The 26293-nt window shown below is 47.5% G+C and carries 21 protein-coding genes; 12 read left to right on the forward strand and 9 right to left on the reverse strand.

Annotated features, from left to right (window positions below; genetic code table 11):
* The first annotated feature begins 329 nt into the window (after window positions 1-329).
* Genes LL912_RS13105 through LL912_RS13115 form a run of 3 tightly spaced genes read left to right on the forward strand, consistent with a single transcriptional unit; the run spans window position 330 to window position 6727 of the window.
* Window positions 330-1631: a NarK family nitrate/nitrite MFS transporter gene (locus tag LL912_RS13105; RefSeq protein WP_235554024.1), complete on the forward strand. Its 1302-nt coding sequence runs from the start codon at window positions 330-332 to the stop codon at window positions 1629-1631.
* A gap of 24 nt (window positions 1632-1655) precedes the next feature.
* Window positions 1656-5222, forward strand: a complete 3567-nt coding sequence (locus tag LL912_RS13110) for a nitrate reductase (RefSeq protein ID WP_235554025.1) — start codon at window positions 1656-1658, stop codon at window positions 5220-5222.
* Between the two features lie 11 nt (window positions 5223-5233).
* The gene (locus tag LL912_RS13115; RefSeq protein WP_235554026.1) at window positions 5234-6727 is read left to right on the forward strand and encodes a rubredoxin; all 1494 of its coding nucleotides are present in this window, start codon (window positions 5234-5236) and stop codon (window positions 6725-6727) included.
* Between the two features lie 95 nt (window positions 6728-6822).
* Here LL912_RS13115 and LL912_RS13120 read toward each other — a convergent pair whose 3' ends face one another.
* From LL912_RS13120 to cobA, 3 genes are all read right to left on the reverse strand, one after another.
* Entirely contained in the window at window positions 6823-7122 is a 300-nt protein-coding gene (locus tag LL912_RS13120; RefSeq protein WP_235554027.1) for a SelT/SelW/SelH family protein, read from the reverse strand.
* Window positions 7123-7189: 67 nt separating this feature from the next.
* Window positions 7190-7927, reverse strand: a complete 738-nt coding sequence (locus tag LL912_RS13125; RefSeq protein ID WP_235554028.1) for a carbon-nitrogen hydrolase family protein — start codon at window positions 7925-7927, stop codon at window positions 7190-7192.
* A gap of 72 nt (window positions 7928-7999) precedes the next feature.
* Window positions 8000-8773 (reverse strand): uroporphyrinogen-III C-methyltransferase, encoded by a 774-nt coding sequence (cobA, locus tag LL912_RS13130; protein ID WP_235554029.1) that lies wholly within the window; start codon window positions 8771-8773, stop codon window positions 8000-8002.
* A 193-nt stretch (window positions 8774-8966) separates the two neighbouring features.
* Here cobA and nirB point away from each other — a divergent pair, with 193 nt between their 5' ends.
* From nirB to LL912_RS13150, 4 genes are read left to right on the forward strand one after another with little or no spacing between them, the layout of a single operon-like run.
* Entirely contained in the window at window positions 8967-11456 is a 2490-nt protein-coding gene (gene nirB / locus LL912_RS13135) for a nitrite reductase large subunit NirB (protein WP_235554030.1), read from the forward strand.
* A 20-nt stretch (window positions 11457-11476) separates the two neighbouring features.
* The gene (gene nirD, locus LL912_RS13140) at window positions 11477-11845 is read left to right on the forward strand and encodes a nitrite reductase small subunit NirD (RefSeq protein ID WP_235554031.1); all 369 of its coding nucleotides are present in this window, start codon (window positions 11477-11479) and stop codon (window positions 11843-11845) included.
* Between the two features lie 3 nt (window positions 11846-11848).
* Complete coding sequence (locus LL912_RS13145; RefSeq protein ID WP_235554032.1) at window positions 11849-12256, forward strand: hypothetical protein; 408 nt, start codon at window positions 11849-11851, stop codon at window positions 12254-12256.
* A 50-nt stretch (window positions 12257-12306) separates the two neighbouring features.
* On the forward strand, window positions 12307-13164 hold the full coding sequence (locus LL912_RS13150; protein ID WP_235554033.1) for a formate/nitrite transporter family protein: 858 nt from the start codon (window positions 12307-12309) through the stop codon (window positions 13162-13164).
* Window positions 13165-13296: 132 nt separating this feature from the next.
* On the opposite strand, the gene LL912_RS13155 is transcribed toward LL912_RS13150, so the two are convergent.
* The 3 genes from LL912_RS13155 to LL912_RS13165 form a co-directional block, all read right to left on the reverse strand.
* Window positions 13297-14058 (reverse strand): HEAT repeat domain-containing protein, encoded by a 762-nt coding sequence (locus LL912_RS13155; RefSeq protein WP_235554034.1) that lies wholly within the window; start codon window positions 14056-14058, stop codon window positions 13297-13299.
* 84 nt (window positions 14059-14142) lie between these two features.
* Window positions 14143-16413, reverse strand: coding sequence for an alpha/beta hydrolase family protein (locus LL912_RS13160; protein ID WP_235554035.1), 2271 nt, complete (start codon window positions 16411-16413; stop codon window positions 14143-14145).
* A 99-nt stretch (window positions 16414-16512) separates the two neighbouring features.
* Window positions 16513-17982, reverse strand: a complete 1470-nt coding sequence (locus tag LL912_RS13165) for a glycine--tRNA ligase (protein ID WP_235554036.1) — start codon at window positions 17980-17982, stop codon at window positions 16513-16515.
* Window positions 17983-18283: 301 nt separating this feature from the next.
* On the opposite strand from LL912_RS13165, the gene LL912_RS13170 reads away from it, so the two are divergent.
* Window positions 18284-18448 carry a DUF6728 family protein gene (locus LL912_RS13170; protein WP_235554037.1) on the forward strand — a complete coding sequence of 55 codons (165 nt, stop codon included), beginning with the start codon at window positions 18284-18286 and terminating at the stop codon, window positions 18446-18448.
* Here the strand turns inward: LL912_RS13170 and lpxB are convergent.
* The 3 genes from lpxB to LL912_RS13185 all read right to left on the reverse strand — a co-directional run bounded on the left by lpxB (window position 18426) and on the right by LL912_RS13185 (window position 21877).
* Window positions 18426-19577: a lipid-A-disaccharide synthase gene (lpxB, locus tag LL912_RS13175; RefSeq protein ID WP_235554038.1), complete on the reverse strand. Its 1152-nt coding sequence runs from the start codon at window positions 19575-19577 to the stop codon at window positions 18426-18428. The genes LL912_RS13170 and lpxB overlap by 23 nt on opposite strands.
* Entirely contained in the window at window positions 19577-20377 is an 801-nt protein-coding gene (gene surE / locus LL912_RS13180; protein ID WP_235554039.1) for a 5'/3'-nucleotidase SurE, read from the reverse strand. The genes lpxB and surE overlap by 1 nt, the downstream gene beginning before the upstream one ends.
* A 63-nt stretch (window positions 20378-20440) precedes the next feature.
* Window positions 20441-21877, reverse strand: coding sequence for a hypothetical protein (locus LL912_RS13185; RefSeq protein WP_235554040.1), 1437 nt, complete (start codon window positions 21875-21877; stop codon window positions 20441-20443).
* A 296-nt stretch (window positions 21878-22173) separates the two neighbouring features.
* Here LL912_RS13185 and LL912_RS13190 point away from each other — a divergent pair, with 296 nt between their 5' ends.
* The 4 genes from LL912_RS13190 (at window position 22174) to LL912_RS13205 (ending at window position 26069) form a co-directional block, all read left to right on the forward strand.
* Window positions 22174-22824 (forward strand): hypothetical protein, encoded by a 651-nt coding sequence (locus tag LL912_RS13190; protein WP_235554041.1) that lies wholly within the window; start codon window positions 22174-22176, stop codon window positions 22822-22824.
* A gap of 21 nt (window positions 22825-22845) precedes the next feature.
* Complete coding sequence (locus LL912_RS13195; protein ID WP_235554042.1) at window positions 22846-23133, forward strand: winged helix-turn-helix domain-containing protein; 288 nt, start codon at window positions 22846-22848, stop codon at window positions 23131-23133.
* 51 nt (window positions 23134-23184) lie between these two features.
* Window positions 23185-24558 carry a DUF4153 domain-containing protein gene (locus LL912_RS13200; protein ID WP_235554043.1) on the forward strand — a complete coding sequence of 458 codons (1374 nt, stop codon included), beginning with the start codon at window positions 23185-23187 and terminating at the stop codon, window positions 24556-24558.
* Between the two features lie 86 nt (window positions 24559-24644).
* Entirely contained in the window at window positions 24645-26069 is a 1425-nt protein-coding gene (locus LL912_RS13205; RefSeq protein ID WP_235554044.1) for a B12-binding domain-containing radical SAM protein, read from the forward strand.
* Window positions 26070-26293 lie beyond the last annotated feature (224 nt).

Consider the following 26293-nt stretch of genomic DNA (forward strand, 5'->3'; position numbering starts at 1 on the left):
GTGACAAAATTATGGATATTGTTCAATAATTAACATTATAAAATATTATATGTAATATTTTATTCTAAAAAATTCCTACATTTACAATTAATACTATTATATATGTAATATATTTTTATTAATAATATCGAAATGACGATGTTTTACATGTAAATATAAATATTACAATATTTAATAAATTAACGATTGCTGTCAATTCTAAAATCCTTTCTGTTCAGTTATGAATAGTAAAAATCTGTCGACAGCAGCTATTGCACCCAGGAGATTCCGCCCGCGCCCTCTCGCCAGACTTTATACGTCCCATCCTGTAACTATCTTTTCACAATATTATGACTCCATCCAACATCCCGCTTACAAAACTGAACGTTTTTTCCCTGAAAGGCGTACAAATGCGCACTTTTCACATTACCTGGCTCACATTCTTCATTTGCTTTTTTGGCTGGTTCGGACTAGCGCCGTTGATGCCCACGATCAAACAAGAGCTGAACCTGACCAAATCCCAGATTGGGAACATTGTTATTGCATCCGTTTCCGGAACCATCGTAGCGCGCCTGATCATTGGCAGGCTCTGTGACTCCTGGGGACCCCGGAAAACCTACACCGCTCTACTGCTGCTGGGCGCGCTTCCTGTAACATTTGTTGGATTGGCCAACGACTACGCCACCTTTCTCCTGTTCCGCCTGGCCATCAGTATTATCGGCGCCTCCTTTGTAATCACCCAGTTTCACACTTCGGTGATGTTTGCCGCAAACATTAAAGGAACCGCCAACGCCGTGGCCGGCGGCTGGGGCAACCTGGGCGGAGGCATTACCAATATGACCATGCCACTGGTATTCGCCGCCATTTTAGGACTTGGCTATACGTCGCAGCAAGCCTGGCGCTATGCCATGATCCTGCCCGGACTATTGATGCTACTGGCAGCATTTTTATATTACCGGTATACCAAGGATACACCCGAAGGCAATTATGACGAAATCAAACGCGAAAAAAAAGCAGCCCCCAAAACAAACTACAGCATACTCAAGGACTGGCGGATTTGGGCCCTGGCGCTGGCTTATGCCATGGGCTTTGGTATGGAAATCACTTTTGACAATGTTGCGGCACTGCATTTTGTACAGGCGTTCAAACTCAGTCAATCATCCGCGGGATTCTGGGCAGGCGTATTCGGCCTCATGAATCTTTTCGCCCGGGCCCTCGGTGGCATTTTTTCCGACAAAATAGGAAAGAAACAAGGCATGCGGGGCAAGGGTATTTTCCTTGCACTTATGCTCTTGCTCGAAGGCATTGGGCTCCTGTTATTTGCAAAAGCAGGCACACTTCCGCTGGCCATTATTTCCATGATCAGCTTTGCCTTATTCCTGAAAATGGTCAATGGCGCTACTTATGCCATGACTCCGTTTATTCATTCAAAAAATATCGGGCTCATCAGCGGCATTGTGGGCGCCGGCGGCAATGTGGGCGGCATGCTCTTCGGCTTCCTGTTCAAAAGCGATTCCATTACGTATGCAGAAGCCTTCCGCTACATTGGATTTACGGTAATCGCCGTTTCCTTTATTATCCTGTTTACCCGGTTTGCAAAACGCAGCACCACAACGGCCGCCGCCAGCCTGCAACCCGCCAGCGTTGCATAAAAAACAAAACAGTTCCTTTTATTTATGAGCATTCCAAAACCAGATCAGCATTTTACCGACAGTACAGCAAAAACCACCTGCTGTTACTGCGGCGTGGGCTGCGGCATTTCTGTACATAAAGATAAGCTGGGCAAACTGCAGGTAACCGGCGATGCCGATTACCCGGTAAATAAAGGCATGCTCTGCAGTAAAGGCATGAATCTGCATTACACCGTAAATGATCAAAGCGACCGGTTACTCTACCCGGAAATGCGATACAGCAAAAGCGGACCACGGGCAAGGGTTGCATGGGACAAAGCATTGGAACGGACCGCAGCCGTATTTAAAACCCTTATTGAAAAATACGGTCCCGACTCCGTCGCATTTTATGCATCAGGTCAATGCCTTACCGAAGAATACTATGTGGTAAACAAACTAATAAAAGGTTTTATTCGCAGCAATAACATCGACACCAACTCCCGGCTTTGCATGAGCAGTGCGGTGGTCGCTTACAAAATGAGCCTGGGAGAAGACAGCGTTCCGGCATGCTATGAAGACCTGGAACTTTCAGACGTGATTTTTGTAGCCGGCGCCAACCCCGCCTGGTGTCATCCGATCTTGTGGAGGCGGATAGAAGCAGCCAGACAACAGAACCCCAACCTCAAGATCATTGTCAGTGATCCACGCTATACCCAAACCTGCTCAATCGCCGATCTGCACCTGCAACTCAATCCCGGCACCGATATCACCCTGCACCATGCCATCGGAAGGGTTTTGATTGAGAACGGCTGCATCGACCACTCTTTTATAAAGGACCACACAGAAGGATTTGAACAATACAAAACAACCGTTTTTCAAAAAACCATTTCCGAAGCTGCAATACACTGCGGGATTTCCGAAGCAGCCATCCTGCAAACCGCGGAATACATCAGCAATGCAAAAGGGTTTATTACCCTATGGACAATGGGACTAAACCAAAGTGTGGTCGGTGTTCAGAAGAACCTCTCTCTTATCAATCTCAATCTTATCACCGGCCATATCGGGAAACCAGGCTCCGGCCCTTTATCTCTAACCGGCCAGCCCAATGCTATGGGCGGCAGGGAAGTAGGCGGATTGAGCAACCTGTTACCCGCCCACCGCAACTTAACCAACGAAACACACCGTAAAGAGGTGGAAGCATTCTGGGGCGTTGCACCGGGAACCATTTCTTCCAAACCTGGGCTTACCGCTACCGAAATGTTTGAAGCGCTGGAAGATGGGCGGCTGAAAGCCATCTGGATTTTATGCACCAATCCGCTCATTAGCCTGCCGGATGTGCGCAGGGCCGAAACCGCATTAAAAAAAGCAAAATTTGTAGTGGTGCAGGAAATCAGCAACAAGCCCGAAACCCTGAACTATGCCGATGTAGTGTTGCCGGCCGCCGCATGGACGGAGAAGGAAGGCACCATGACCAATGCCGAGCGCCGCATCAGTTATCTGCAAAAAATAACGGAGGCGCCTGGCGAAGCATTACCAGACGCCACCATTATTTGTCGCTTCGCACAAAAAATGGGATTTAAAGGCTTCGACTTTGAAAGTCCGGCTGACATCTTCGACGAACACGCCGCGTTAACCAGGGGCACCCATATCGACATCAGCAATCTTAGCTATGCGCTACTTCAGCAACGCAGAAGCATTCAATGGCCCTTCACCACAGCGCACCTTGATGCAGAAGACCCCAATATGCAATCGGGCACCCGGCGGTTGTTTGAGGATAAAAGATTTCACACTGCTTCACAACGCGCCATCATCCATGCGTTTGATGATCAAAACAGATCCGAACCACTCACGCCGGAACATCCGCTTATCTTAACCACGGGCCGCATACGTGACCAGTGGCACACTATGAGCAAAACAGGTAAGGTAAATAAGCTCAAACAGCATATCGCCGAGTCATTCCTGGAAATCCATCCGGCGGATGCGGCGGCACGCAATATAGGAGACAACGACCTGGTTGAAATCCAAAGCAGCCGCGGCACGGCGAGGGTAAAAGCCAAACCGACCCACACCATTAAACAGGGCGTTGTATTCATGCCTATGCATTGGGGAAAGATACTGAACAGCGACCTGACACGGGCTAACAACCTTACCAATAACCTGGTGGACCCCCACAGTAAAGAACCGGATTTTAAGTTCACAGCAGTACAGGTAGCACTATATAAAAAACCCGTACAAAAGATTCTTGTTATCGGCGCCGGGGCCGGGGCCTGCGGCTTTGTAAAAAGCTACAGGTCACTGAATACCGATGACAGCATTGAGGTATTCAGCAAAGAAAATACCCCTTTTTACAACCGGGTATTGCTCCCTGATTATATCACCGGCACACTGCAATGGAACGGGCTTATAAAAATGACAGCAGCCGAAGAATACAGCCACAACATCAAACTGCATCGTGGAGTAAGCATCACGCATATTGACCGGGACCTCAAAACCGTAACAGACAGCAATGGCCATATACACAACTATGATATCCTGATCCTTGCCACCGGCAGCAACCCGGCAATGCCAAAAGAGATACCAAAGATGAAGGGCATCTTTACGATGCGTAGCCGGCCGGATGCAGACGCTTTTAAAGCCTACATCCGGCAGCAAAAGGGCCGGGTAGTGATCGTAGGCGCCGGCCTGCTGGGCGTGGAACTGGCAGCGTCGCTCCGGGAGATGCACATCGACGTTGCCATCCTTAACCGATCGTCTCGGATGATGGACCGGCAGCTGGACGCCCTGGGCAGTCAGCTTTTATACGAGGAACTGACCGACAAGGGCATCGAAATATATTTCAATGACGCAACGGAACGCATCCTGGGCAACACTGCAGTAACCGGCATCCTCCTCAAAAGCGGGCGTACGCTTACCTGCACCGCCATTGTATTTGCGATTGGTACCACCCCTAATATTGAACTGGCGCGAATGGCCGGATTGGAATGCAAAAGAGGCGTCGTGGTTGATGAATACCTGCAAACCTCGGCTCCCGGCATTTTTGCCATTGGTGAAATCGCAGAATTCAAAGGCATGCTATATGGCATTACCGCTGCGGCGGAACAACAGGCCGAGATTGCAGCCCGCTATCTGAACGGAGACATCACCCGGTATTACAATGGCTCGCTATTAATGAACATTCTGAAAATGCACGGCACCGATCTCTGCTCCCTGGGGATGCCAGAATGTCCCAACGATCCCGCATATGAAGAAGTGGTTTTTATAGATAAAGCACAGCGCTATTATAAAAAATGCATCATCCACAACGATCGCCTGGTGGGCGCCATCCTCATTGGTGATAAGCAGGAATTTCTGGAATACCGCAACCTCATTGAAAACAAAATCGAACTCAGTGAAAAACGGCTACAGCTGCTACGTTCCGGAAAAGCGCCCGAGCCGGTAATCGGCAGGTTGATCTGCAGCTGTAACAACATAGGAGAAGGCAATCTGATAAATAAAATTAAAGAAGGCTGTACAGATCATTTACAACTGTGCCAGCTGACTGGTGCAGGAATGGGCTGTGGCAGCTGCAAACCGGAGGTCAAAACAGTTCTCGAACGAGCATTGGAAACGGCCTCAAAAGCAGTCAGCCTTTAAATACAGCACATATGAGCGAAAGAATCACTATAAAAATCAATTTTCCCGGAGGCATTATATCGCCGGGCGTATTGCATGAGATACTCGCGCAACTGGAAAACAATGGCACGGACCAGGTCCGTTTTGGATTACGGCAGCAACTGCTGATCAGCGGCCGGGCAGATGCGCTGCATCCGCTTAAGGCCTACCTGGAAACAACAAAGCTCGTTTACGAAACCGGCCAGGACGCATTTCCCAATATGGTTACCTCCTATCCTGCTGAAGAAATTTTCATCAATCACACCTGGCTAAGCGAAGGCGTATACAAGGACATCCTGGATGCGGTTGACTACACGCCGAAAGTAAAGATCAACATCTCCGACAGCAACCAGAGTTTCACCCCGCTGCTCACCGGCAATATCAATTGGGTGGCGGCCGTTGACACACCGCATTTCTGGCATCTTTTTATCCGGTTCCCAAAAACCAATATCATTTATGAGTGGGACCAAATGGTGTACACCAATGATATAGCTCAATGTTCCCGGGCTATCGAATCGCTTATATGGACACACCCGCACTTATTTTACGATCAGCCCGATGCCGATGGACGGCTCCTTTTCCGTTTACTGGGCAACAATGCTTATATCACTAAACCCGCGGCACAACCCGCCTTATTGCCCGATTTCAACCTCCCTTATTATGAAGGACTGCACAGGTACAACAATAAATACTGGCTGGGAGTGTACCGGAGAGATGAGTTGTTTTCCACCGCATTCCTGAAAGATCTCTGCCGGATCTGTTTGCAAACAAAGATCGGTCAGCTTTGCGCTACCCCCTGGAAGTCCATCATCGTAAAAGGGATCACAGAAAAAGACAAGCCCTTATGGAACGCGCTTTTGAATACACACACCATTAACATGCGGCATGCTGCCAATGAATTAAATTTCCAGGTAGAAGACAACAGCTCACCTGCCACCCGGCTAAAGCAATACCTGGTAAAAAAACTAAACACCCACGATACCAGAACCTTCGGCCTTTGCATCGGCATCAAAACCCGTAAAAAAAGTGAAATCTTCAGCAGCATCCTGGTAAAGCGCAAACCTTTCTTTCAGTTAGGCAACAAAGCCCTGTTTTACGTTTACGATATCCTTTGCGCCCACGCGTACAATCCCAACAAACGAACGGGTTTTATAGCCGGCAGCAACCTTCCAAAATTCATGCTTGTCAAATACCTCAACCGTTCATTAAAAGACTTTTACACCCGGATGGCCGATCCAAACCAGCTTCCTGCTGAAAGTGCCTCCCTGCCTGTGCCTGAAATAGCGGCTCCAGAAGACACCTGCGTGCATCAATGCCCGCATTGCCTTACCATTTACGATCCCTGCATCGGAGAGCCCGAACATTGTATTCCTTCCGGCACAGCATTCGCTGAACTGCCCTCTGCCTATACCTGCCCCCTATGCGATACCGGAAAAGATCAGTTTATAAAAATTGAAAAAACAAGCCTGGGGTTACAAACGGTTTAGCCGGCAGGTTTTCACCGTTTTCCCCTGCAAAAGCAAGAGATTCATCGTTCAATCATCCGTAACCTGCATACCTCATCAGTATCATCGGCCGGCGTTCAGCGCTCATCCCCCGGCCCCGGTTTAACATCGCTATGTCCCAGGCTCCTACCCGGACATACCTGGTCCCGTACCATTTGTTTCAATTCCTTTACTTCCGGGAAACCGCCATACCGCTCCCGGTCAAAAATGCATTCCCCGTTCAGATCAATCTGAAAACGTCCGCTCACTGCGCTTGGCTGAAGACTTACGCTTCTCAGCTCTTGTTCAAACGTAGTCAGCAATTCCTGCGCTATATAAGCCGCACGCAGCAGCCATTTACATTTTGGACAATATTCAATTACAATTTCCGGTTTCATGTAACAAAGTTATTGAATAACTTCCCCCACCTGTTGCTGGGTTATTGATAATTTGATGAACCTGAGCCTATGTCAACGTTATTGCTTGTTCAATGATCTCTTCCGTCTCAGTGTTAAAAATCAAAACTCCTTCTTGTTGATCGGCAAGCTGCCCGATCAATGCTCCCTGTTTTGTCCACACGGAACTTTTTCCGACACTTTGAAAATTATCGCAAGATCCAACACAATTAGACATCAAAACGGGTATCGAAAATTTTCTTGCAACAGCCGGATAGTGTTGCATTGCTTTATCAATTCCATTTTGAGATTTAGCAACACTTGCAACGTAAATATTTGCTCCCAGCAGCATTGCTTTGTTTGAGTGCCCTGCCTGCAAACTTTCATAACAAATTGCCGGAGCAATTTTTTCCTTATTGATCGTCAAAATAATTTGTTCATCACCACCAACAAAATAGGGGAACTCATCCGCATGCAGCTGCTGTTTTGAATAGGTTTTTCTCGGTACATTCGGTTGAAAGATCAACATACTGATTTGTATTCCCGCATTTGCTTTTGTTGGTACGCCAACACCAATAGTTATGTTATTTTCATTGCTCATTTCCTGAAAATCATCAAATATTTTATCATCCCTGTCTTGTGCGAATACTTTTGCAAGTGTGGGCTCATAGCCCGTGATCGAAAGTTCGGGGAAAAATACGGCATCTGTTTTCCGGGCAATTACCAGGTCGATCATTTTTTTATGCGCTGTTACATTTTCGGTGATATTACCTTTTGCCGGTCTTATTTGAGCTACTGCTATTTTCATTATATGGTTCGTTTGAGTATTGTTTGCCGCAAATGTTGACCCGATAAATACGGCATATTACAAAGAAACCGCTCACAGGCGCACCTCGCTTATTCCTGGCATTTTTTTATGAACAGCCATCTTATTCCTCAGACCCCGGTTCAGGTTCACTACCTCACCAATAATAATAACCGCCGGGTTACCCAATCCCTCGTGTTGTGCCCGGAATGCAATATCCTTTACCTTACCCGTTACCATCCTGGCATCGGACCGCGTTCCATTTTGTATGATTGCAGCAGCTGTTTCCCCCTTTCCGGCTGCGACAAAAATATCGGTGATGGCTTCCAGCTTACTCATGGCCATTAATATCACCACGGTTGCAGACGACTGCGCAGCCAATGCAATATCCTTCGACAATTCACCAGACCTTGTGGTGCCCGTAACTACCCAAAAGCTTTCATTGATTCCCCGGCAGGTTAATGGAATCATTGCCGATGCAGGCACAGCAAGTGCACTGGAAACACCCGGGATTACTTCCACCTCCATTCCGGCTGCAATAGCAGCATCGATCTCCTCTTGCGCCCGGCCAAACACAAACGGATCCCCACCTTTTAAACGTACGATATGCTTACAGCATTGGCCGTAGGCAATAATAAGCAGATTGATCTCTTCCTGGCTCAAAGCATGACAACCAAAACGCTTGCCCACAAATTGCACAACAGCCGTATTTCGAGCGTGCACCAGCAACTCCTCGTTAGCCAGGGCGTCATACAGTATCACGTCGGCCTTCCGAAGCGCCCGGAGCGCCTTTACCGTAATCAATTCCGGATCACCTGGTCCTGCCCCGATAAGAGATAATTTCGTCATAAATACATATTATAAATAAAACAATACAATATTTTTTACAAATAAAATTACAAATTTATATTCAAAATATTTTTTAAAATATATTTTCAGTATATTTGAACACAATTTTATATTATAAACCATAAAATATTTAATATTTATATTTTTATAATATTTATGATTGCCTGTCATTCTGCTCAAAAAATAAAATAATATGAAAATTATTGTTATTGGCAACGGCATGGTGGGCCAAAAATTCTGCGAGAAACTGATCGCTCAAAAGCGGGAGCATTTTGAACTAACCGTATTTGGAGAAGAAACCCTTCCCGCTTATGACCGGGTTCATCTGAGTGCCTATTTTGCCGGCAAAACGGTTCAGGATCTTTGCATGAAACCGATGAACTGGTACTCGGAAAACAATGTAGCGCTCCATCTCGGTGATCCGGTGGTTCAGGTAGACCGCGATCTGAAAACAGTAACTTCTTTTGAGGGCAAACAATTTTCCTACGATTACCTGGTGTTTGCGACCGGTTCAGCAGCTTTTGTACCCCCTATTTCCGGTGTTGACAAGCACGGGGTTTTTGTGTATCGCACTATAGAAGACCTCAATCTGATCTGGCGGCATGCGAAGATTGCCAAATCCGCCGTAGTAATCGGCGGCGGGCTTTTAGGACTGGAGGCGGCCAAGGCCATGCTGGACCTGGGCATTACCAATACGCATGTTATTGAGTTTGCACCCCGTCTGATGCCACGGCAGATCGATGACGGAGGATCTTATGTGCTTACAGAAAAACTAAGGACATTGGGCATCACCACGCATACGCAAAAAAATACTGCCGTGATCCTGGGTAATGAAACCATTACGGGGCTGATGTTTACAGATGGCAGCATCCTCAGCACAGACATGCTGGTCATTTCCGCCGGCATTAAGCCACGCGATGAGCTGGCAAGAAAATGCGGTTTGCAGATCGGACACCGGGGAGGCATTGCCGTAAATGACCAGATGCAGACCAGCGATCCTTCAATTTTTGCCATTGGCGAATGCGCGGTACACGAAGGCGCCGTTTACGGTTTGGTAGCCCCCGGCTACGAAATGGCTGAAGTGGCGGTACATCAAATTACCGGAGGCAACAAACAATTCAGCGGATTTGATATGAGCACCAAACTGAAACTGATCGGCATTGATGTGGCCAGTTTTGGGGATCCTTTTATAGACGATAAGGAAGCACGCTCCATCGTTTACCACGACAACCACAAAGGCATTTATAAACGCATCAATATTTCCAATGATGGAACCCAGCTGTTGGGAGGCATCCTGGTAGGCGATGCTGAAGCCTACAATAAGCTACAGCAGATCTGTACCAACAAACTGGCCATACCGTCTTCCCCATCCAACCTGATCGTATCAACAGACAAAACCGAAAATGACCACAACGACTTCGAACTTCCCGCCGAAGCCCTGATCTGCAGTTGTGAAGGCGTAAAAAAGCAGGCGATTGAGGATGCCGTTGTTCAGAACGGTTGCGAATCCTTTGATGCCGTGAAAAAATGTACCGGCGCGGGTTCCGGTTGCGGCGGATGTACACCGATGGTAAAAGACATTATCAATGCCACCCTAAAGAAACAAGGCAAGATTGTACGCAATATCATTTGCGAACACTTTGCCTACTCCCGCCAGGAGCTTTTCGACCTGATAAAGATCAAAGACCTGCATACATTTGATGAAGTACTGGATTCCTTCGGTACCGGAGACGGCTGCGAAGTTTGCCGGCCGGCCATCAGTTCCATCCTGGCCAGTCTCTGGAATGCGCTGATCATCAAAAATGAAAATGCAACCTCACAGGATACCAACGACCGGTTTTTAGCCAATATTCAAAAAGGAGGCACGTATTCTGTGGTACCCCGTATTCCGGGCGGGGAAATTACACCGGAGAAGCTCATTGTGATTGGAACCGTTGCGAAAAAATATAACCTGTACACTAAAATAACCGGTGGGCAACGGATCGATCTTTTTGGCGCTCATTTAAATGATCTGCCCCTTATCTGGGAAGAACTGATCGCTGCCGGTTTCGAAAGCGGCCATGCTTACGGAAAGGCACTGCGTACAGTGAAAAGCTGCGTAGGCTCTACCTGGTGTCGGTTTGGTTTACACGATAGTGTAAGCTTTGCAGTACGTGTAGAAAACCGTTACAAAGGGCTAAGGGCTCCGCACAAGATCAAATCGGCCGTTTCCGGCTGCATCCGGGAATGTGCCGAAGCACAGTCCAAAGACTTTGGCATCATTGCAACGGAAAAAGGCTGGAACCTTTACGTGTGTGGTAATGGCGGCTCCAAGCCCCAGCACGCTTTATTACTGGCCGCTGATATCGACTCCGAAACCTGTATCCGTTACATTGACCGGTTCCTGATGTTTTACATTAAAACTGCCGATCCGCTTACACGTACCGCCACCTGGCTCAATAAAATGGAAGGCGGCATCGATTACCTGAGAAATGTAATCGTGCATGACAGCCTGAATATTGCCACGGAACTGGAGGCACAAATGCAAACACTCGTGGATCATTATGAATGCGAATGGAAAAAGGCGGTTGAGACCCCCGAGTTGCGGAAGCGCTTTACACACTTCATTAACGCGCCCGAAACCAAAGACCCTACAGTACTATTCGAAACCATGCGCGGACAAAAGAAGGCCGCTGAATGGTAAACTTCTTTTCAATCTTTTTTATGGAAAAAAACAACTGGATCTATGCCTGTAAGGCAACAGACATGCCGCACAACGGAGGCGTATGCGTGCAGTATGGAACAGAGCAGATTGCCCTGTATTATTTTACCCACCGCAATGAGTGGTACGCCACCCAGAACCTGTGTCCGCACAAAAAACAAATGGCTTTAAGCCGGGGGATGCTGGGCTCCCAGCAAGGTGAACCCAAGGTAGCCTGCCCGTTTCACAAAAGGACATTTTCGCTTCAGGACGGGCGATGCCTTAATGACGACGCCTGCAGCGCCATTAAAACCTTTCCCGTAAAAGTGCAGGAAGGGAATATTTTCATCGATGTATCATCTATTCATACACTTTATCCAACAACCATTTAATGCATGAACCGTACTCCTAAAAAATTGCTCACACTGGCAGCAATGCTGCTGCTGACGAAAGTCATTACCGCCCAAACGGCTCCTTCCCAAACAAGCGCCTCCCTCTGGGATGGCATGGTGATAGCCGGCTATGTTGACAAAGGCGCCTTTATCAACTTTGGCGGACCGGCTGTCAAATGGACCCACAAACCTTTTTGCATCAGCCTGGGCATGTTGCCTTCACTGCGTATTAAAGAAGACAAAGCGCCGGCCAATGCTACAAAAAATGCAGCCCTTACTCCCTCACTGGGTTGCGGCCTCAGCGCCTCCTATAAACACCTGGCCGTACAGGTACCCCTGTACTACAATGCAAAAACGGCCGCTTCCGATGGAAGATGGAACCTGGGCGTTGGCATTGGCTATAAATTCTAAACACAGCAATTATAAACAGCAAGCTCATACATTGACCTAAAACCTGAATTATGGATTACAAAAGACCTGCAGAAGTCGTTGCCTTGATGATTCAGTCCGGAACCGACAAAGGCCGGCTAAATACCACTGACCTTTTTGTCAGAGGCACGTTATCCGGAATGTTACTGGGCATCGGCACTACACTTGCCGTTACCGGCAGCGTGCAAACCGGCATCCCGCTTATTGGCGCCCTCCTATTTCCTATTTGTTTTGTGGTGGTGGTGCTGATGGGGCTGGAATTGGTTACGGGAAGTTTTGCCCTGCTTCCTGTAGCTTATTTTCATAAAACATTACCAATGCCGTTGCTCCTGCGTAACCTTACAATTGTATATGGGGCCAATTTGCTCGGCGCGCTGATATATGCATTTTTGTTCTGGGCATCCGTCACCAGCTTTGGCCAAACCCACACTTCACCATTGATTCCCGCCATTATAAAAATTGCCGAAGCAAAAACCACCGGCTATGGTCAGTTGGGAGGTGCAGGCATCGCCACCGCTTTCATCAAGGGCATCCTTTGTAACTGGATGGTAACGATGGGAGTGGTTTTGGCGCTCACTTCCTCCTCCACCATCGGGAAGATCCTCGCCGCATGGATTCCCGTATTTATGTTCTTTGCGCAAGGTTTTGAGCACGCGGTGGTAAATATGTTTGTCATCCCTGAAGGGATATTACTGGGCGCACCGGTAAGCATCGCAGACTGGTGGCTGTACAATCAAATACCTGTAACAGCAGGCAATATTGCGGGAGCCCTGTTATTTACAGCGGCCGCATTGTATATTACTTATGGTCGGAAAAAACAGCCGGCACAACTGACCGCTTCCGACACAGAAGCCACTGAAAGGGTTATCCCGGAACCGCATATAGCTTAGGTTGATTAACAAAACAACCGGTACAATAGCTGGATTCCCACAGTAGAACAAGGAGAACCGGAAGGCGCCTAAAGCCTGTATATTTCGTCGATCCTGCAGCATCGGCAGAACAACCGGACCGGCAGCAGTTTACTACTGATCAAAATAGGCGGCAACCATCCTCCTTGCTTCATCCTGGGTAAGTACGGCAAAATCTTTATACCGGTCGTGTACGTCAATGATCTCTTCCAGTGCACCCGCCACCACCTCCGTGTTCTTCCAGGTTTTCAGGTCGGCCAGCACTATGGACAGGCATCCGTTTTTATAAGCAATCTGCCCCAGTACATGCACCAGCGTATTCCGGACACGGGTCGTTTTGTCAAATTCCAGTTCCTTTAACAGTGGCAGAATATCCTGGGGATGTTTCCGTCCGCGCAGCTCGATACCATGGCAGATCTCACGACGAATCTCTTTATCTTCATGGTGGAGGTATTGCCTTGCCCATTGCAGCACCGGCACCGGGTTTGCCTCGCCCATTTTTTTTAAGGATCCGATCACCGCGTTCCTTACCGCGTGGTGCGCATCAAATAATCCTTTATCAAAAAACGACTGCACTACTTTAAAATCCTTTTTCCCGATCTCACCGGCGGTGTTCACCACTGTTTGGCGGACATAGAAACTTTTGTGTGGTAACAATTGTTCCAGCGTGTTCAAAACGGAGGCCTGTAGTTCCGGCCTTGCAATGTAAAGACGGCCAACGGCCAGATAAGCCGCTTTGCGGATATAAGTGTCGGGATCATTAAAATACAGCAGGCTGTTTTCATACCGGCCTCCGGCAACAGCCTTTTCCAGATATCCATTGATTTTTGTAACCAGCAGGACCCGGTCTGCTTTTGAAAGATCATAAAAGGCCATCTGTATCTGTTTACGCCAGCTTTCAATTCATCAATACAACCAGCTACCAACCGCTATTGGAGCCTTTGTCCTGTACCGGTGATATTATTTTAAGTATTGCGCTAAAAACCCAAGCATCGTTTTATAAAATCCGATCCGGTTCTCTTCCCGTTGGAATCCGTGCCCTTCATTATATTTTACCATATACGGCACGTTAAAGCCCTTAGCGCGCAGGGCTTTAACGATCTGGTCCGACTCGTGAATATTTACCCTCGGGTCATTTGCTCCCTGCACCACCAGCAACGGCTTTTTAATTTTATCCAGCTGGTAAAAGGGCGAAACTTCTTTCGCGATCTTTGCTTCTTCGGGATTATCCAGGTCATACCAAATCTGCTTTACCATTTCTTTATAAGGCTTCCAGTATTCGGGAAAAGAGGAAAAGAAGGTTTCTATATTAGATACGCCCACATAATCCACCCCGCAGGTAAACAGATCAGGCGTTTTCACCAATCCCATCAGTGTAGCATACCCACCATGACTTCCCCCATAAATCGCTTTCTTAGCAGGATCTGCCCATCCTTTTTTAATTACATATTGTACGCCATCTTCGATATCATCCATCAGCTTGCGCCCGATTTGTTTAAAGCCGGCTCTTAAAAAGTCTTTACCATAACCACCGCTGATCCTGAAATTCACCTGTAAAGTAGCATAACCCCGGCTGGCAAACAACTGAGCTTCGGGGTTAAATCCCCAGCTATCCCGTACGCCCTGCGGACCTCCGTGAGGATTTACCACCAGGGGCACTTTCTCTCCACGAAGGGCCGGAGCGGGAAGCGTAATATAACCATGGATCGTTTTACCATCCCGGCTTTTAAATGAAATAGGCTGCATGACGGCCATATCCGTCTCTTTCAGCTGCGGCATTAAGTCATATAAAAAACTGGTTTTACCAGATGCCACATCATATATGTAGTATTTGCCAACCAGCCGGTCGCTCGTCACATATATCAGGTATTTGCTTTCATCATCCGTTTTACCCGTAATCACGAACTGGTACGCCCTGAATTCTTTTTTCAGGTTGGCACTCATTTTCTTAAACAGCTCGCTTACCGGGATCACCTCTTCTTTTTCACCTTCATAGGAATAATAGTCGATCTCATAATTGCGTTTACGGGAAAGACCCAGACCACCGGCATCATAATCCTTGTTCGCAAACAGTTCCTTAACTTTTTCCTTCTTTTTAAAATCGTATAAGATAATGCGCGATTTATCTGAATCGAGATTGGTTAAAACATAGGCCTCATCAGGGTTCGACGGATTATAACTAAAAGAAAGAATGTTGAAATTATCATCCCAGTTATTTGTAAAATATAATTCATAGTCTTTAGCACCGGAGGGCTTATAAAAATACTGCGATTTTATCCCCTGGAACATTTTTGTAAATCCCCGGAGATGACCGTCTTTATCAAAATCATAACCGGCGATGGGATTGTTTACGTCCTTGTTCTCATATAATTTCTCCAGCTGACCGGTAACAACATTTACCTTGTACGGTTCAAAGATCTGTTTGTTATCCTTATTCATTGAAATGATCATGTAATTCTTCTGATCTTTCAGGATCCGCTCGATGCTCGCCTGCACCCCCTCAAAAGGTGTCAGATCCAATGCATTACTGCCATCCACATTGGCTGCATAAATATGATAGTTTTCATTGCCGCCCTTATCCATCGCATAAACCAGCCGCTCATCATTGATCCAGCCATAGCCTTTGATCAACTCGTCTTTTTCTTCAATGGCTCTGTTCACCTTGCCGGTTGCAATTTCTTTCACATATACATGGCGTTTCCCGGCATCATCCTTTTCCATATAAGAAAGGTATTTGCCGCCGGGCGAAAGCTGGAACTGGGATGATTTTGGCCGGGCGAAATAATCTTCCACTTTATACTTATAGTTGCCTTTATCCTGCGCCCTGATCTCCTCTAAGGCAGCTTCAGATGAAGGCAGCGTTGTGTCACCGGGTTTTGTGACCACTATTTTTGTAAGTATCAAAGGAATGGTCATTCCCGCCTGTTTAAAATCGCCGGTAATGGTATTCCCGCTAAGCATACCATTATAGCTGATGCCGGCGGTTTTCATAGCAAGACTCAGTTTGTTATCCGCAAAACCGGTGCTGTCAACCGGAATACCACTGGCACCCTGTTCCGGGCTATCCATGGTGGTTACCAGTTTCTCATTTTCATTTTTTATATGAAAGACGAGGGAGATCTTTGCCCCCTGAACATCCAGGGTACCTTTCCAGGCCCCTGCAATAGATTGTGCATGTATCATATTGATCGTAAATAGTGCTGCGGTTAATATAAACAGGACTTTTCTCATAAATCGCTTTTTTTGCAAAGTACGCAAAATGCCATAAAAAAGACAACACACCCGGCACTCCGGATGTGTTGTCTTTTTTATTAGTTTTTTTAAGAACCCTTATTTGATTGCGGCGCCCACCAATTCCCCGATCCTGTCAATGGGGATCCGTTCCTGCTCCATGCTGTCCCGGTGGCGGATGGTAACGGTGTTATCATCCTTTGTCTGGTGATCCACGGTTACGCAGAACGGCACACCCAGCGCATCCATCCGGCGGTAGCGTTTACCAATGGTATCTTTTTCTTCATAGAAACATTTGAAATCAGCCCGGTATTTCGCCATAATATCTGCTGCAATTTCCGGCAGTCCGTCTTTTTTGGTCAGCGGGAATACCGCCAGTTTGATTGGTGCCAGCTTGGCCGGAAATTTTAACACTACCCGGCTATCCTGCTTTTCTGGAGTGCTCAGGTCCTCCTCCGTATAAGCAGCGCAGATCATGGAAAGAAACATCCGGTCTAAACCGATAGACGTTTCAATCACATAAGGGATATAATTCCCGACCGGCTTCCCGGTTTCGGGATCGATATCATTATCGAAGTACTGCATTTTCTTTTTGCTGTACTCCTGGTGATTTCTCAGGTCAAAATCGGTACGGCTGTGAATCCCCTCCAGCTCTTTAAAGCCCATTGGGAAATTGTATTCGATATCGCAGGCCGCATCAGCATAGTGTGCCAGCTTCACATGATCATGAAAGCGGTATTCTGTTTGCGGAACACCCAGCTCCAGGTGCCATTTCAAACGCTCTGCCTTCCAGTACTCATACCACTCTTTCTGAGTGCCGGGTTTGATAAAGAACTGCATTTCCATCTGCTCAAATTCCCGCATGCGGAAAATAAACTGGCGGGCAACGATCTCGTTCCGGAAAGCCTTACCGATCTGTGCGATACCAAAGGGAATTTTCATCCGCCCGGTCTTCTGCACATTCAAAAAGTTTACAAAGATCCCCTGGGCCGTCTCGGGACGCAGGTATACTTTGTTGTTCTCATCTTCTGAGGAAACAGTTGATCCGAATTCTGTAGAAAACATCAGGTTGAACTGCCGGATATCCGTCCAGTTGGCCGTGCCGCTGACTGCACATTTGATCTTATTGTCGTCAATGATCTTTTTCAGTGCCACCAAGTCGCCCGCCGCATCTGCCTTTTCCATTTCGCTGATGATGGCGGCTGCTTCGGCTTCCTTGCCATCGGCCTTTAACTGGTCAGTATGCGATTCGATCAGGTGATCTACCCGGTAACGCTTTTTGCTATCCTTGTTGTCGATCATCGGGTCATTAAACCCGTCCACATGCCCGCTGGCCTTCCAGGTAGTAGGATGCATGAAAATCGCAGCGTCGATGCCCACGATATTGTCCTGCAGCTGCGTCATGGATTTCCACCAGTAATCCTTGATATTCTTTTTTAATTCAGCACCCCATTGACCGTAGTCATACACCGCCTGTAATCCGTCATAGATCTCACTACTGGGGAAAATAAACCCGTACTCCTTACAATGCGATATAATCGCCTGAAATTTATTGCTATCCGTTGCCATAGGCCGCAAAAATAAGTTTTAACCCTGATATGTTTAAAAGATTACCGGGAGAAATCAGCTACCAGGTGTTAGTCATTGAAATAGAGAAGCGAGAATTGAGAATCGAGGGTTGAGAATCAGGAATGGAATAGTCAGATTGGAATTCGGGCATTGAGGACCAGGATGGCGTAGAAAGACGGTTCGTCCGGAATCTCAACACTAAAAACTCAATCCTCTGATTGCTGAAGGCTGATGTCTGATAGCTGATGATTGACCGCTGAAAGCCAATAATCGTACCTTTGCGTTTTAAACTGTTCGTAAAATGGGCATCTGGGATCAAATCGCACAATACCTATTCTTAAAAAAGAAAGATCCGAATACTCCCAAAAGCAAATGGGTGGGTTATATGCACGGCATCAACCGGCTGAGTATTTTATTGTTTTTGATTGCGATCATCTTCATCATTATCCGGCTGCTGACGCGCTGAACGCTGTAATAATGGCTGCCGCTTTCCGGGAGGCATCGCCTTCTGCCGCCAGCATCCGGTGCAGTTCTGCATAATCCTTTTTCAACGCTGCTTTCCGCTGCTCATCAAATAGCAGGGCTTTTAGCTCAACAATGATATTGGCCGTATTCATTTCCCCCTGGATCAATTCTTTAACCACGGGTTTATCCATGATCAGGTTCACCAGCGAAATATATTTGATGCTAATTACCCGCTTTGCAATCTGGTAACTGATTTCCGAGCCCTTGTAACAAACCACTTCCGGTACCCCAAACAGGGCGGTTTCCAGCGTGGCCGTTCCGGATGTAACCAACGCCGCAGTGGCCTGCAGCAATACATCATAGGTACGGTTGTTTACAATGCTTACATTGGGGTACTGTACCGTAAATTGTTGATAAAAGCTATCCTCTACCGCCGGAGCCTGTGCCACCACAAATTGATAATCGGGAAATGCCCGGCTTACTTCCAGCATTACCGGCAGTTTCTTTTCGATCTCCTGTTTACGGCTGCCCGGCAGCAATGCAATAACCGGTTTGGTTACCGGTGCACCCAAGGCATCACGGATTATCAGGTCGCTTCCTGTTTTCTTTTTCCGGTCGATCTCTTCAATAAGCGGATGCCCTACATAATCTACCGCCCAGTTCCATTTGTTTTGATAATAGGCCTGTTCAAATGGCAGGATCACCAGCATTTTATCAATGCAACGTTTCATCATTTTCACCCTTCCCTCCTTCCAGGCCCATACCTGTGGTGAGATATAGTATACCACTTTAATTCCCTGCTCCCGCGCCCATTTGGCGATGCGCAGATTAAAACCGGGATAATCCACCAATACCAATACATCCGGTCTAAACGCCAGAATGTCCTCCTTGCAAAAGCGCAGGTTGTTCATAATGGTCTTCAGGTTCATCACCACTTCCACAAAACCCATAAAGGCCAGCTCACGGTAATGCTTGATCAGCTGCATACCTGCAGCCTGCATCTTGTCACCTCCCCAGCCCCTGATCCGGCTTTCCGGCTGCAATTGTTTGATGGCTGCCACGAGGTTGCCGCCGTGCAGATCGCCGGAAGCCTCTCCGGCTATGATATAATATTTGAATCCATTTTGCATTACTTCGATTCTCCCCAGTCTTTTTCCAGTTTCTGCTTCAGGCCATAATCTGTAAGATCAAATTCTACAGGAACCACGCTTACATAGTTGTTCGCCAACGCCCATACATCGGTATCCTTTGATTTATCAAAATTTACAAATTCACCGGTAAGCCAGTAGTAATTCCGGCCATGCGGGTCCTTCCGTTCGATAAATTTCTCCTGGTACTTGGCATAGGCCTGTTTACAGATTTTATATCCTTTCAATTGTTCCGGTGATGCTTTGGGAATGTTTACATTTAACAGGAAATGCTGAGGCAGTTTTTTCCGCAGCATCTTTTCTACAATCAGCCGCGCATATTGCCGGGAGGCCGAAAAATCCGGTTCCGCTCCATAATCCAGCAGGGAAAACCCTACGGCCGGGATGCTTTCTATGGCGGCCTCCATAGCAGCCGACATGGTTCCGGAATAAATCACATTGATGCTGTGATTAGCGCCATGATTGATGCCGCTTACACAAATATCGGGCTTGCGGTGCAGGATCTTATCCACCGCCAGTTTTACGCAATCCACAGGGGTACCGGAACAGGAAAAGGCGCGTACGCCCTCAAACAGCTCTACCTCATACAAACGCAGCGGATGCCCGATCGTGATGGCGTGCCCCATTCCCGACTGTGGTTTATCCGGTGCCACCACCACAATTTTACCAAGCCCCCTTACCGCTTCCACCAGGTTGCGGATACCGGCCGCAGCAACCCCATCATCATTGGTCACCAGGATAATGGGCTCTTCTTTTTTTGCATTTTGCTTTTTGTTCGTCATAGATTGCAAAAATAGCTGATTCCGCCTAACCATCCGGTAAAGCTGCGTGTGTCCGGCAATAGCTTACCAAACCTTCCACCGGAAGCCAAGGTTCCCCGTGCACTTCTGATCCAGGTACGGATTTTCAAACATCCAGCCACGGGTCTTATACGAAAACGATCCCATCAGGCTGAAACGCCTGGTAAGCGCATAATGCGGCTGCACGCCCAGGCTCATGCCCAGAACGCCCTTCCGTGAAAAAAAGAGCTGGTCCCTGGGTTGCAACCATGCCGCCAGGTGTACATCCGAATCAAATCGTGCGGATGCTGTTTTTCGCAGTCCATATGTACGCATTTCCAGCGCAGGCAGCGTTAGCGCATCATTCCTGTTTACCCCAAGGCTTACCAGGAACTGGCGGTTATACAGATCCAGGAAAAAATCACCCCCGGCGTAATAACCAAAAGAAGTGGGCACGCTGCGCAAGGCAAAATTGAACAATACCCCGGGGCGCAGTTGTATGCGGTTGATGCCGATCATAAACGGGCTTACCAGGTTGAGGTATTGCATATGGCCGGTCTCCTTCAGAAAGCGCTTCATCTCCGGGTTAAGCTGCGCTGCACTTACCGGCCGTTTGATCCCCACCCCACCCGGCCAGTTACCGCGTGCGGCATACGCTTCCTCCGGCGTAAATAAATCATATACCCAGGATGAAAAGTCATACCCCGTAAAATCCCGGGCCAGGATATTGTTTTTATCCTGCGCCAGGATGCTGTCTGTAATGCGGTTAAACCGGCCCGAAAGCGGCAGCTTAACATAGTTGATGGCATGAAAGGTTCCTAACAAGGACAAACCCACAAACGGATACCCGCTTTTCCGGAAAAAATTATCCTGCTGCATACGCCGGAAGTAGGCGTACTCGCCTTCCACACCTGCAGCCAACAGTCGCACCTGGTCTGCGGGAAAATGTTTTTTCAGGTATACCAGGTCGGCGTCTTTTACCCGGGTTACGGCAATATCGAGTCCCTTGCCAAAATCCCAAACGGCATCATAACTATAGATATGCCTTGCCGTCATTACAGCCCGGTGAAACTCTTCATGCTGAAAGGCATAACCATAAGGTAATTTAATGGCCAGGTAATCCGTACCCAGCGCGGTTGCATTTGCCAGCAACCGGTTCAGCACATAGCCTGCGGTAGTACGGGGCTTTTTCAACCGCTGCCATAGCGCATTATGTGCATAGTAAAGACTTCCATGCAGGTTATGCGCCATATCAGTAGCCTGGGTCATGCCGGGATTGCGGTAAAAAACACCATAGCCTTTGCCGTTAAAACGCCCGGGAACGGCTGCGCTTCCATCCAGCCTGCGGATCGTTTCCGTTTTGGCAGCATCCGTCATAAAGGGAAGATCGATCAGGCCCAGTTCCAGCTCCAGTGAGAGCGGAAGGGTATCTTTCAATATCCGTTGCCCGGAAGCCGCCTGAATAGCGGTACAAAAAAGCAACATAAGCGTCAGTCGGTTCATCGTTCATCTGTTTCGTAAAGATTTTGCCGGATGCAGTGCGTTAACGGCAGCGCGGCCCCGGGGCCGTACGCATGGCCGCTACGGTTATTTCATCCGGGCGCAAGTACGGATATATGCCGGTGCACATGCTGCCAAATCGACCAACGCCTGTAAACGGCGACCAACCCGCCCTCCAGACATACCAGCCAATAATACACAAGTTCTAAACCATCATCAGCCAGTACCTCTTCATCGGCTATCCAACCGGACAAGACCTGCTCGCCTGCAGGATCGGAAAATAAATTTGGAGGTATAAAATGCGTTTATTTACTTTGTACCTCAAAGTACTTTTCAAAATGAATGATCCAAAAGATGACCTGCAGCATATTCGCCAGATGATGGAACGCTCTTCCCGTTTTATTTCCTTGAACGGGTTATCAGGTGTTGCCGCAGGTACGATTGCACTGATCGGTGCCGCCATCGCCTACTGGCTGTTTCAGCAACACGATATCGATTATTTTTCCGGTAGCCGGTATACATACAACTATGAGCTGGAATGGAAACTCATCCTGCTGGCAGTTGTGGTCCTGGTTCTTGCCGTTGGGTCCGGCATTCTTTTTACCATCCAGAAAAGCAAACGGAACGGATTAAAAATATGGACCAGTACCACCCGGCTATTACTAAGTCATCTCCTGACTCCGCTGATTGCAGGCGGTTTGTTTTGCATGGCCCTGTTTTACCATGGGCTGTTTGGACTTATAGCCCCGGCCACCCTGCTTTTTTATGGACTGGCCTTGATTAATGCCGCCAAATATACGTTTTCCGATATCCAGTACCTGGGGTATTGTGAAACCTTCCTGGGAATCGTTGCAGCGTTTATCCCGGGCTATGGCCTCGTTTTTTGGGCCCTGGGGTTTGGTATATTGCACATCATTTATGGATTACTGATGTACAAAAAATATAAGTAAGGATATTCGCAGCCGCGCATCATGAGCATTATAGAAAAATTAAATAAGGATTTTGAAAGCCGGGTACGACTGGGCATTATGTCGGTGCTGGTGGTCAATGGCTGGGTGGATTTCCTGGAGATGAAAGAGCACCTGGGCGTTACGGACGGCAACCTGGCCAGTCATATTGCCGCATTGGAAACCAAAAAATATATTGAAGTGAAAAAAGAATTTGTAGGAAAAAAAACAAAAACCTCTTACAAAATCACCCGTGGGGGAAAGGATGCCTTTGTACAGCATATTAACGCACTGGGCCGCTTACTGAAATAATTTTTTTTACATAATCACTTTGAATTTCAAAGTACTTTCAAAACAATAAAAATGAAAAAAAATCTTGTCCTGTTCCTGGGCGTTGCAATATTTGTAGCCCTGTTCTACAACCGCGAGCCGGGTTTGAACTGCAGCCTCTTTACGCTCCTTGCCTGGCTGGCGATTGTAATGACCACAAAAAAAGAAAACCACAATACCACCTTCTGGTGGCTGACAGCTGCGCTGGGTATCGCAACAGGAGCTTTTGCCTGGTATGGCGACCCGGTTTCCTTCCTGGCCGTTTTTGCCTCATTGGCAGCCCTGACCTGCAAGGCACACCAGCCGGCCATACATGTATTGCTGATTCCTTTTGCCGGGGCGGTTAATTTTATCAGCTTCCTTTTCCGGGCCCCGGTACTTACCGGCTGGTTGCCGGTCAACGGCATTTTTACCGCCACCTTTTACAAAAAAGCCATCTACTACTTTCTGATCCCCGCAGCGCTGGCTGCGATATTCCTGGTGATCTACAGTTTCAGCAGCGACCTGTTCCAATCCTTTTTTTATATCAACTGGAATGCCGACTTTTTACAGATCGGATTCCTGACCGCACTGGGATTCTTCCTGATGTTCTGCTTTGTGCATTATTGGGCGCCATCTCAATTATTCCTGGTCAACAATAAGATCAGCGATCATTTCCAGGAAGCATATCGCTTTTCATTAGAAGACCGGCAACATCCCGATGCTGGTTTTTATCGCAAAAGCGCTGAGATCACCTTCATACTGCTGAACATTCTTGTATTATTTTTTATTGTTACTTATTGCGTTGAACAATTTGGCAATAAAAACACCGGTGGCAGTTTGAGCAGCGCGTTACATGAACGCGTATACCTGCTCATCTTTTCCATAGTAATGGCAATCCTGGTGATTATGCTATTCTTTAAAGGCGGTCTTAATTTTGATACAAAAGCGCGCCTGCTCCGGAACAGCGCCTACACCTGGATCCTGCTTAACCTCTTCCTGGCAGGTGTTGTAGCCTTAAAGAACAACCAGTATATCGAAGCCTACGGACTTACTTTCAAAAGGATCGGGGTGTATATCTTCTTATTGCTTTGCATTGCCGGACTGCTGTTCACCATCTTAAAGATCAAAAACCGCAAAACCAATGCCTTCCTGGCCGGGCGTATGCTGTGGGTTTTCTATACCACCCTCATCGTCGGCTGCGTTGTAAACTGGAGCTGGATCGTTACCAAATATAACCTGGAACATCAACCATCTTTTGATATCGATTATGCGCTCAGTCTGCCCTACAACCGCCAGCTCCTGTACAACACGAAGATCCGGCAGACAACCCCGGATAAAAAAACACCATTTATAGAACACATCGAAGCAGAACAAAAAAGGCCGTTGCTATCCAAAACACTTTATTACCAGTTTATAAAATTATAGTTATGAAAGCGTATAACCTGCTCGTTCTGATTACCCTTTTGGCCACCATCGTGATCCTTACCGTGTTGGTCTTAAAAAAATAACCCATGAAAGTAAAAATGATACTGCCGGCGCTTGTAGAAGCCGAAAGCCCTTTCTGGCGACCGATAAAGTATTCCTTATTCCCGCCCCTCGGGCTGGCAATGCTGGCTGCTTATTTATCGCCGGAGGATGAAATAGATTTACAGGATCAGCATGTAGAAATACTGAATCTCGGCGATGAACCGGACCTGGTGATCATACAGGTCTATATCACCAATGCTTACCGCGCCTACCGGATCGCAGACCACTACCGGGCAAAAGGGTGCTATGTGATCCTGGGAGGCCTGCATGTAACAGCACTTCCCGACGAAGCCCTCCCTCATGCCGATTCCATTTTCCTGGGACCGGGAGAAACCACTTTTCCGCAGTTTCTACGGGATTTTAAAAGCGGTGTTCCCAATAAAATATATAGCAGCTCTGTCCGGACTTTACAGGGGATTCCGCCTGTAAGACGCGATCTGATCAAACGCGGCCGCTACCTGGTGCCCAACTCCATTGTGGTTACAAGAGGGTGCCCGCACCACTGCGACTTCTGCTATAAAGATGCATTCTTTGAGGGTGGCAAAAGTTTCTATACACAACAGGTGGATGATGCGCTTTCTGAAATAGAGCAGCTGCCCGGGCGTCATCTGTATTTCCTGGATGATCACCTGCTGGGAAACACTACATTCGCAGCAGGCCTCTTTGAAGGCATGCGCGGCATGAACCGTGTGTTCCAGGGGGCCGCCACTGTTGACTCGATACTAAGAGGCAACCTGATTGAAAAAGCTGCCAAAGCCGGACTTCGTAGCCTTTTTGTAGGTTTTGAAACACTCTCTCCCCAAAACCTCCGCCAAAGCAACAAAAAGCAGAATCTAAAAAAGGACTATATCCAGGCTGTAAACCGCCTGCATGATTTGGGAATTATGATCAACGGCAGCTTTGTTTTTGGATTGGACGATGACGATCCGGACGTATTTAAGCGAACGGTTGACTGGGGTGTTTCCCACTCCCTTACAACGGCTACCTACCATATTCTTACCCCCTATCCCGGCACAAGGATGTACAGTAACATGGAGCAGCAGGGCCGCATTCTTACAAAAGACTGGGATCTATATGACACGCGCAATGTCGTATACAAAACAACCGGGTTAACAGCCGCAGAACTAAAAAACGGGTACGACTGGGCGTACCGGAGCTTCTACAGCTGGTCCAATATCTTCAGGAGCAGCTTTTCCCACGATTCACTCAGACACCGGTTGAAACATTTCTTTTATGCTGGTGGCTGGAAGAAATTTGAACCCTTGTGGAATTTTATGATTAAAACTCAAAACCTTAACAATATGCGCCCACTGTTGGAATCCATCCTTTCAAAAGTTTCCCGAAAAGATACCAGCATTGAACCGGCACCCGGCTCCGCAATGGCAGATCGCAGTCCTATACAGGTATAGTTCCCTTAGGGCGCTTTCCTTTCACATAGGGCAGCTATTTTTCCGTTTAGTCGGCGCCCGTGCGGATAGCCGGTGTTGCGGCAACCGGGGCCGGCAACTGAAACCCGGCAGCAAATAGCAAACTGGTAATGATCCATTTCATAAGCAGACCATTTTTTACCCATTAAAAATACAATACCGATAGCTGCAATCATCATCCGTTCATTGATTGCCATCCACCCGGG

This window comes from Niabella agricola (assembly GCF_021538615.1).
GTDB classification, from domain to species: Bacteria; Bacteroidota; Bacteroidia; order Chitinophagales; family Chitinophagaceae; genus Niabella; species Niabella agricola.

Bases quoted from the DNA above. Each gene is read 5' to 3' on its own strand.
- LL912_RS13105 (WP_235554024.1), top strand. From the start codon at position 330: ATGACTCCATCCAACATCCCGCTTACAAAACTGAACGTTTTTTCCCTG.
- LL912_RS13110 (WP_235554025.1), top strand. From the start codon at position 1,656: ATGAGCATTCCAAAACCAGATCAGCATTTTACCGACAGTACAGCAAAA.
- LL912_RS13115 (WP_235554026.1), top strand. From the start codon at position 5,234: ATGAGCGAAAGAATCACTATAAAAATCAATTTTCCCGGAGGCATTATA.
- LL912_RS13120 (WP_235554027.1), bottom strand. From the start codon at position 7,122: ATGAAACCGGAAATTGTAATTGAATATTGTCCAAAATGTAAATGGCTG.
- LL912_RS13125 (WP_235554028.1), bottom strand. From the start codon at position 7,927: ATGAAAATAGCAGTAGCTCAAATAAGACCGGCAAAAGGTAATATCACC.
- cobA (WP_235554029.1), bottom strand. From the start codon at position 8,773: ATGACGAAATTATCTCTTATCGGGGCAGGACCAGGTGATCCGGAATTG.
- nirB (WP_235554030.1), top strand. From the start codon at position 8,967: ATGAAAATTATTGTTATTGGCAACGGCATGGTGGGCCAAAAATTCTGC.
- nirD (WP_235554031.1), top strand. From the start codon at position 11,477: ATGGAAAAAAACAACTGGATCTATGCCTGTAAGGCAACAGACATGCCG.
- LL912_RS13145 (WP_235554032.1), top strand. From the start codon at position 11,849: ATGAACCGTACTCCTAAAAAATTGCTCACACTGGCAGCAATGCTGCTG.
- LL912_RS13150 (WP_235554033.1), top strand. From the start codon at position 12,307: ATGGATTACAAAAGACCTGCAGAAGTCGTTGCCTTGATGATTCAGTCC.
- LL912_RS13155 (WP_235554034.1), bottom strand. From the start codon at position 14,058: ATGGCCTTTTATGATCTTTCAAAAGCAGACCGGGTCCTGCTGGTTACA.
- LL912_RS13160 (WP_235554035.1), bottom strand. From the start codon at position 16,413: ATGAGAAAAGTCCTGTTTATATTAACCGCAGCACTATTTACGATCAAT.
- LL912_RS13165 (WP_235554036.1), bottom strand. From the start codon at position 17,982: ATGGCAACGGATAGCAATAAATTTCAGGCGATTATATCGCATTGTAAG.
- LL912_RS13170 (WP_235554037.1), top strand. From the start codon at position 18,284: ATGGGCATCTGGGATCAAATCGCACAATACCTATTCTTAAAAAAGAAA.
- lpxB (WP_235554038.1), bottom strand. From the start codon at position 19,577: ATGCAAAATGGATTCAAATATTATATCATAGCCGGAGAGGCTTCCGGC.
- surE (WP_235554039.1), bottom strand. From the start codon at position 20,377: ATGACGAACAAAAAGCAAAATGCAAAAAAAGAAGAGCCCATTATCCTG.
- LL912_RS13185 (WP_235554040.1), bottom strand. From the start codon at position 21,877: ATGAACCGACTGACGCTTATGTTGCTTTTTTGTACCGCTATTCAGGCG.
- LL912_RS13190 (WP_235554041.1), top strand. From the start codon at position 22,174: ATGCGTTTATTTACTTTGTACCTCAAAGTACTTTTCAAAATGAATGAT.
- LL912_RS13195 (WP_235554042.1), top strand. From the start codon at position 22,846: ATGAGCATTATAGAAAAATTAAATAAGGATTTTGAAAGCCGGGTACGA.
- LL912_RS13200 (WP_235554043.1), top strand. From the start codon at position 23,185: ATGAAAAAAAATCTTGTCCTGTTCCTGGGCGTTGCAATATTTGTAGCC.
- LL912_RS13205 (WP_235554044.1), top strand. From the start codon at position 24,645: ATGAAAGTAAAAATGATACTGCCGGCGCTTGTAGAAGCCGAAAGCCCT.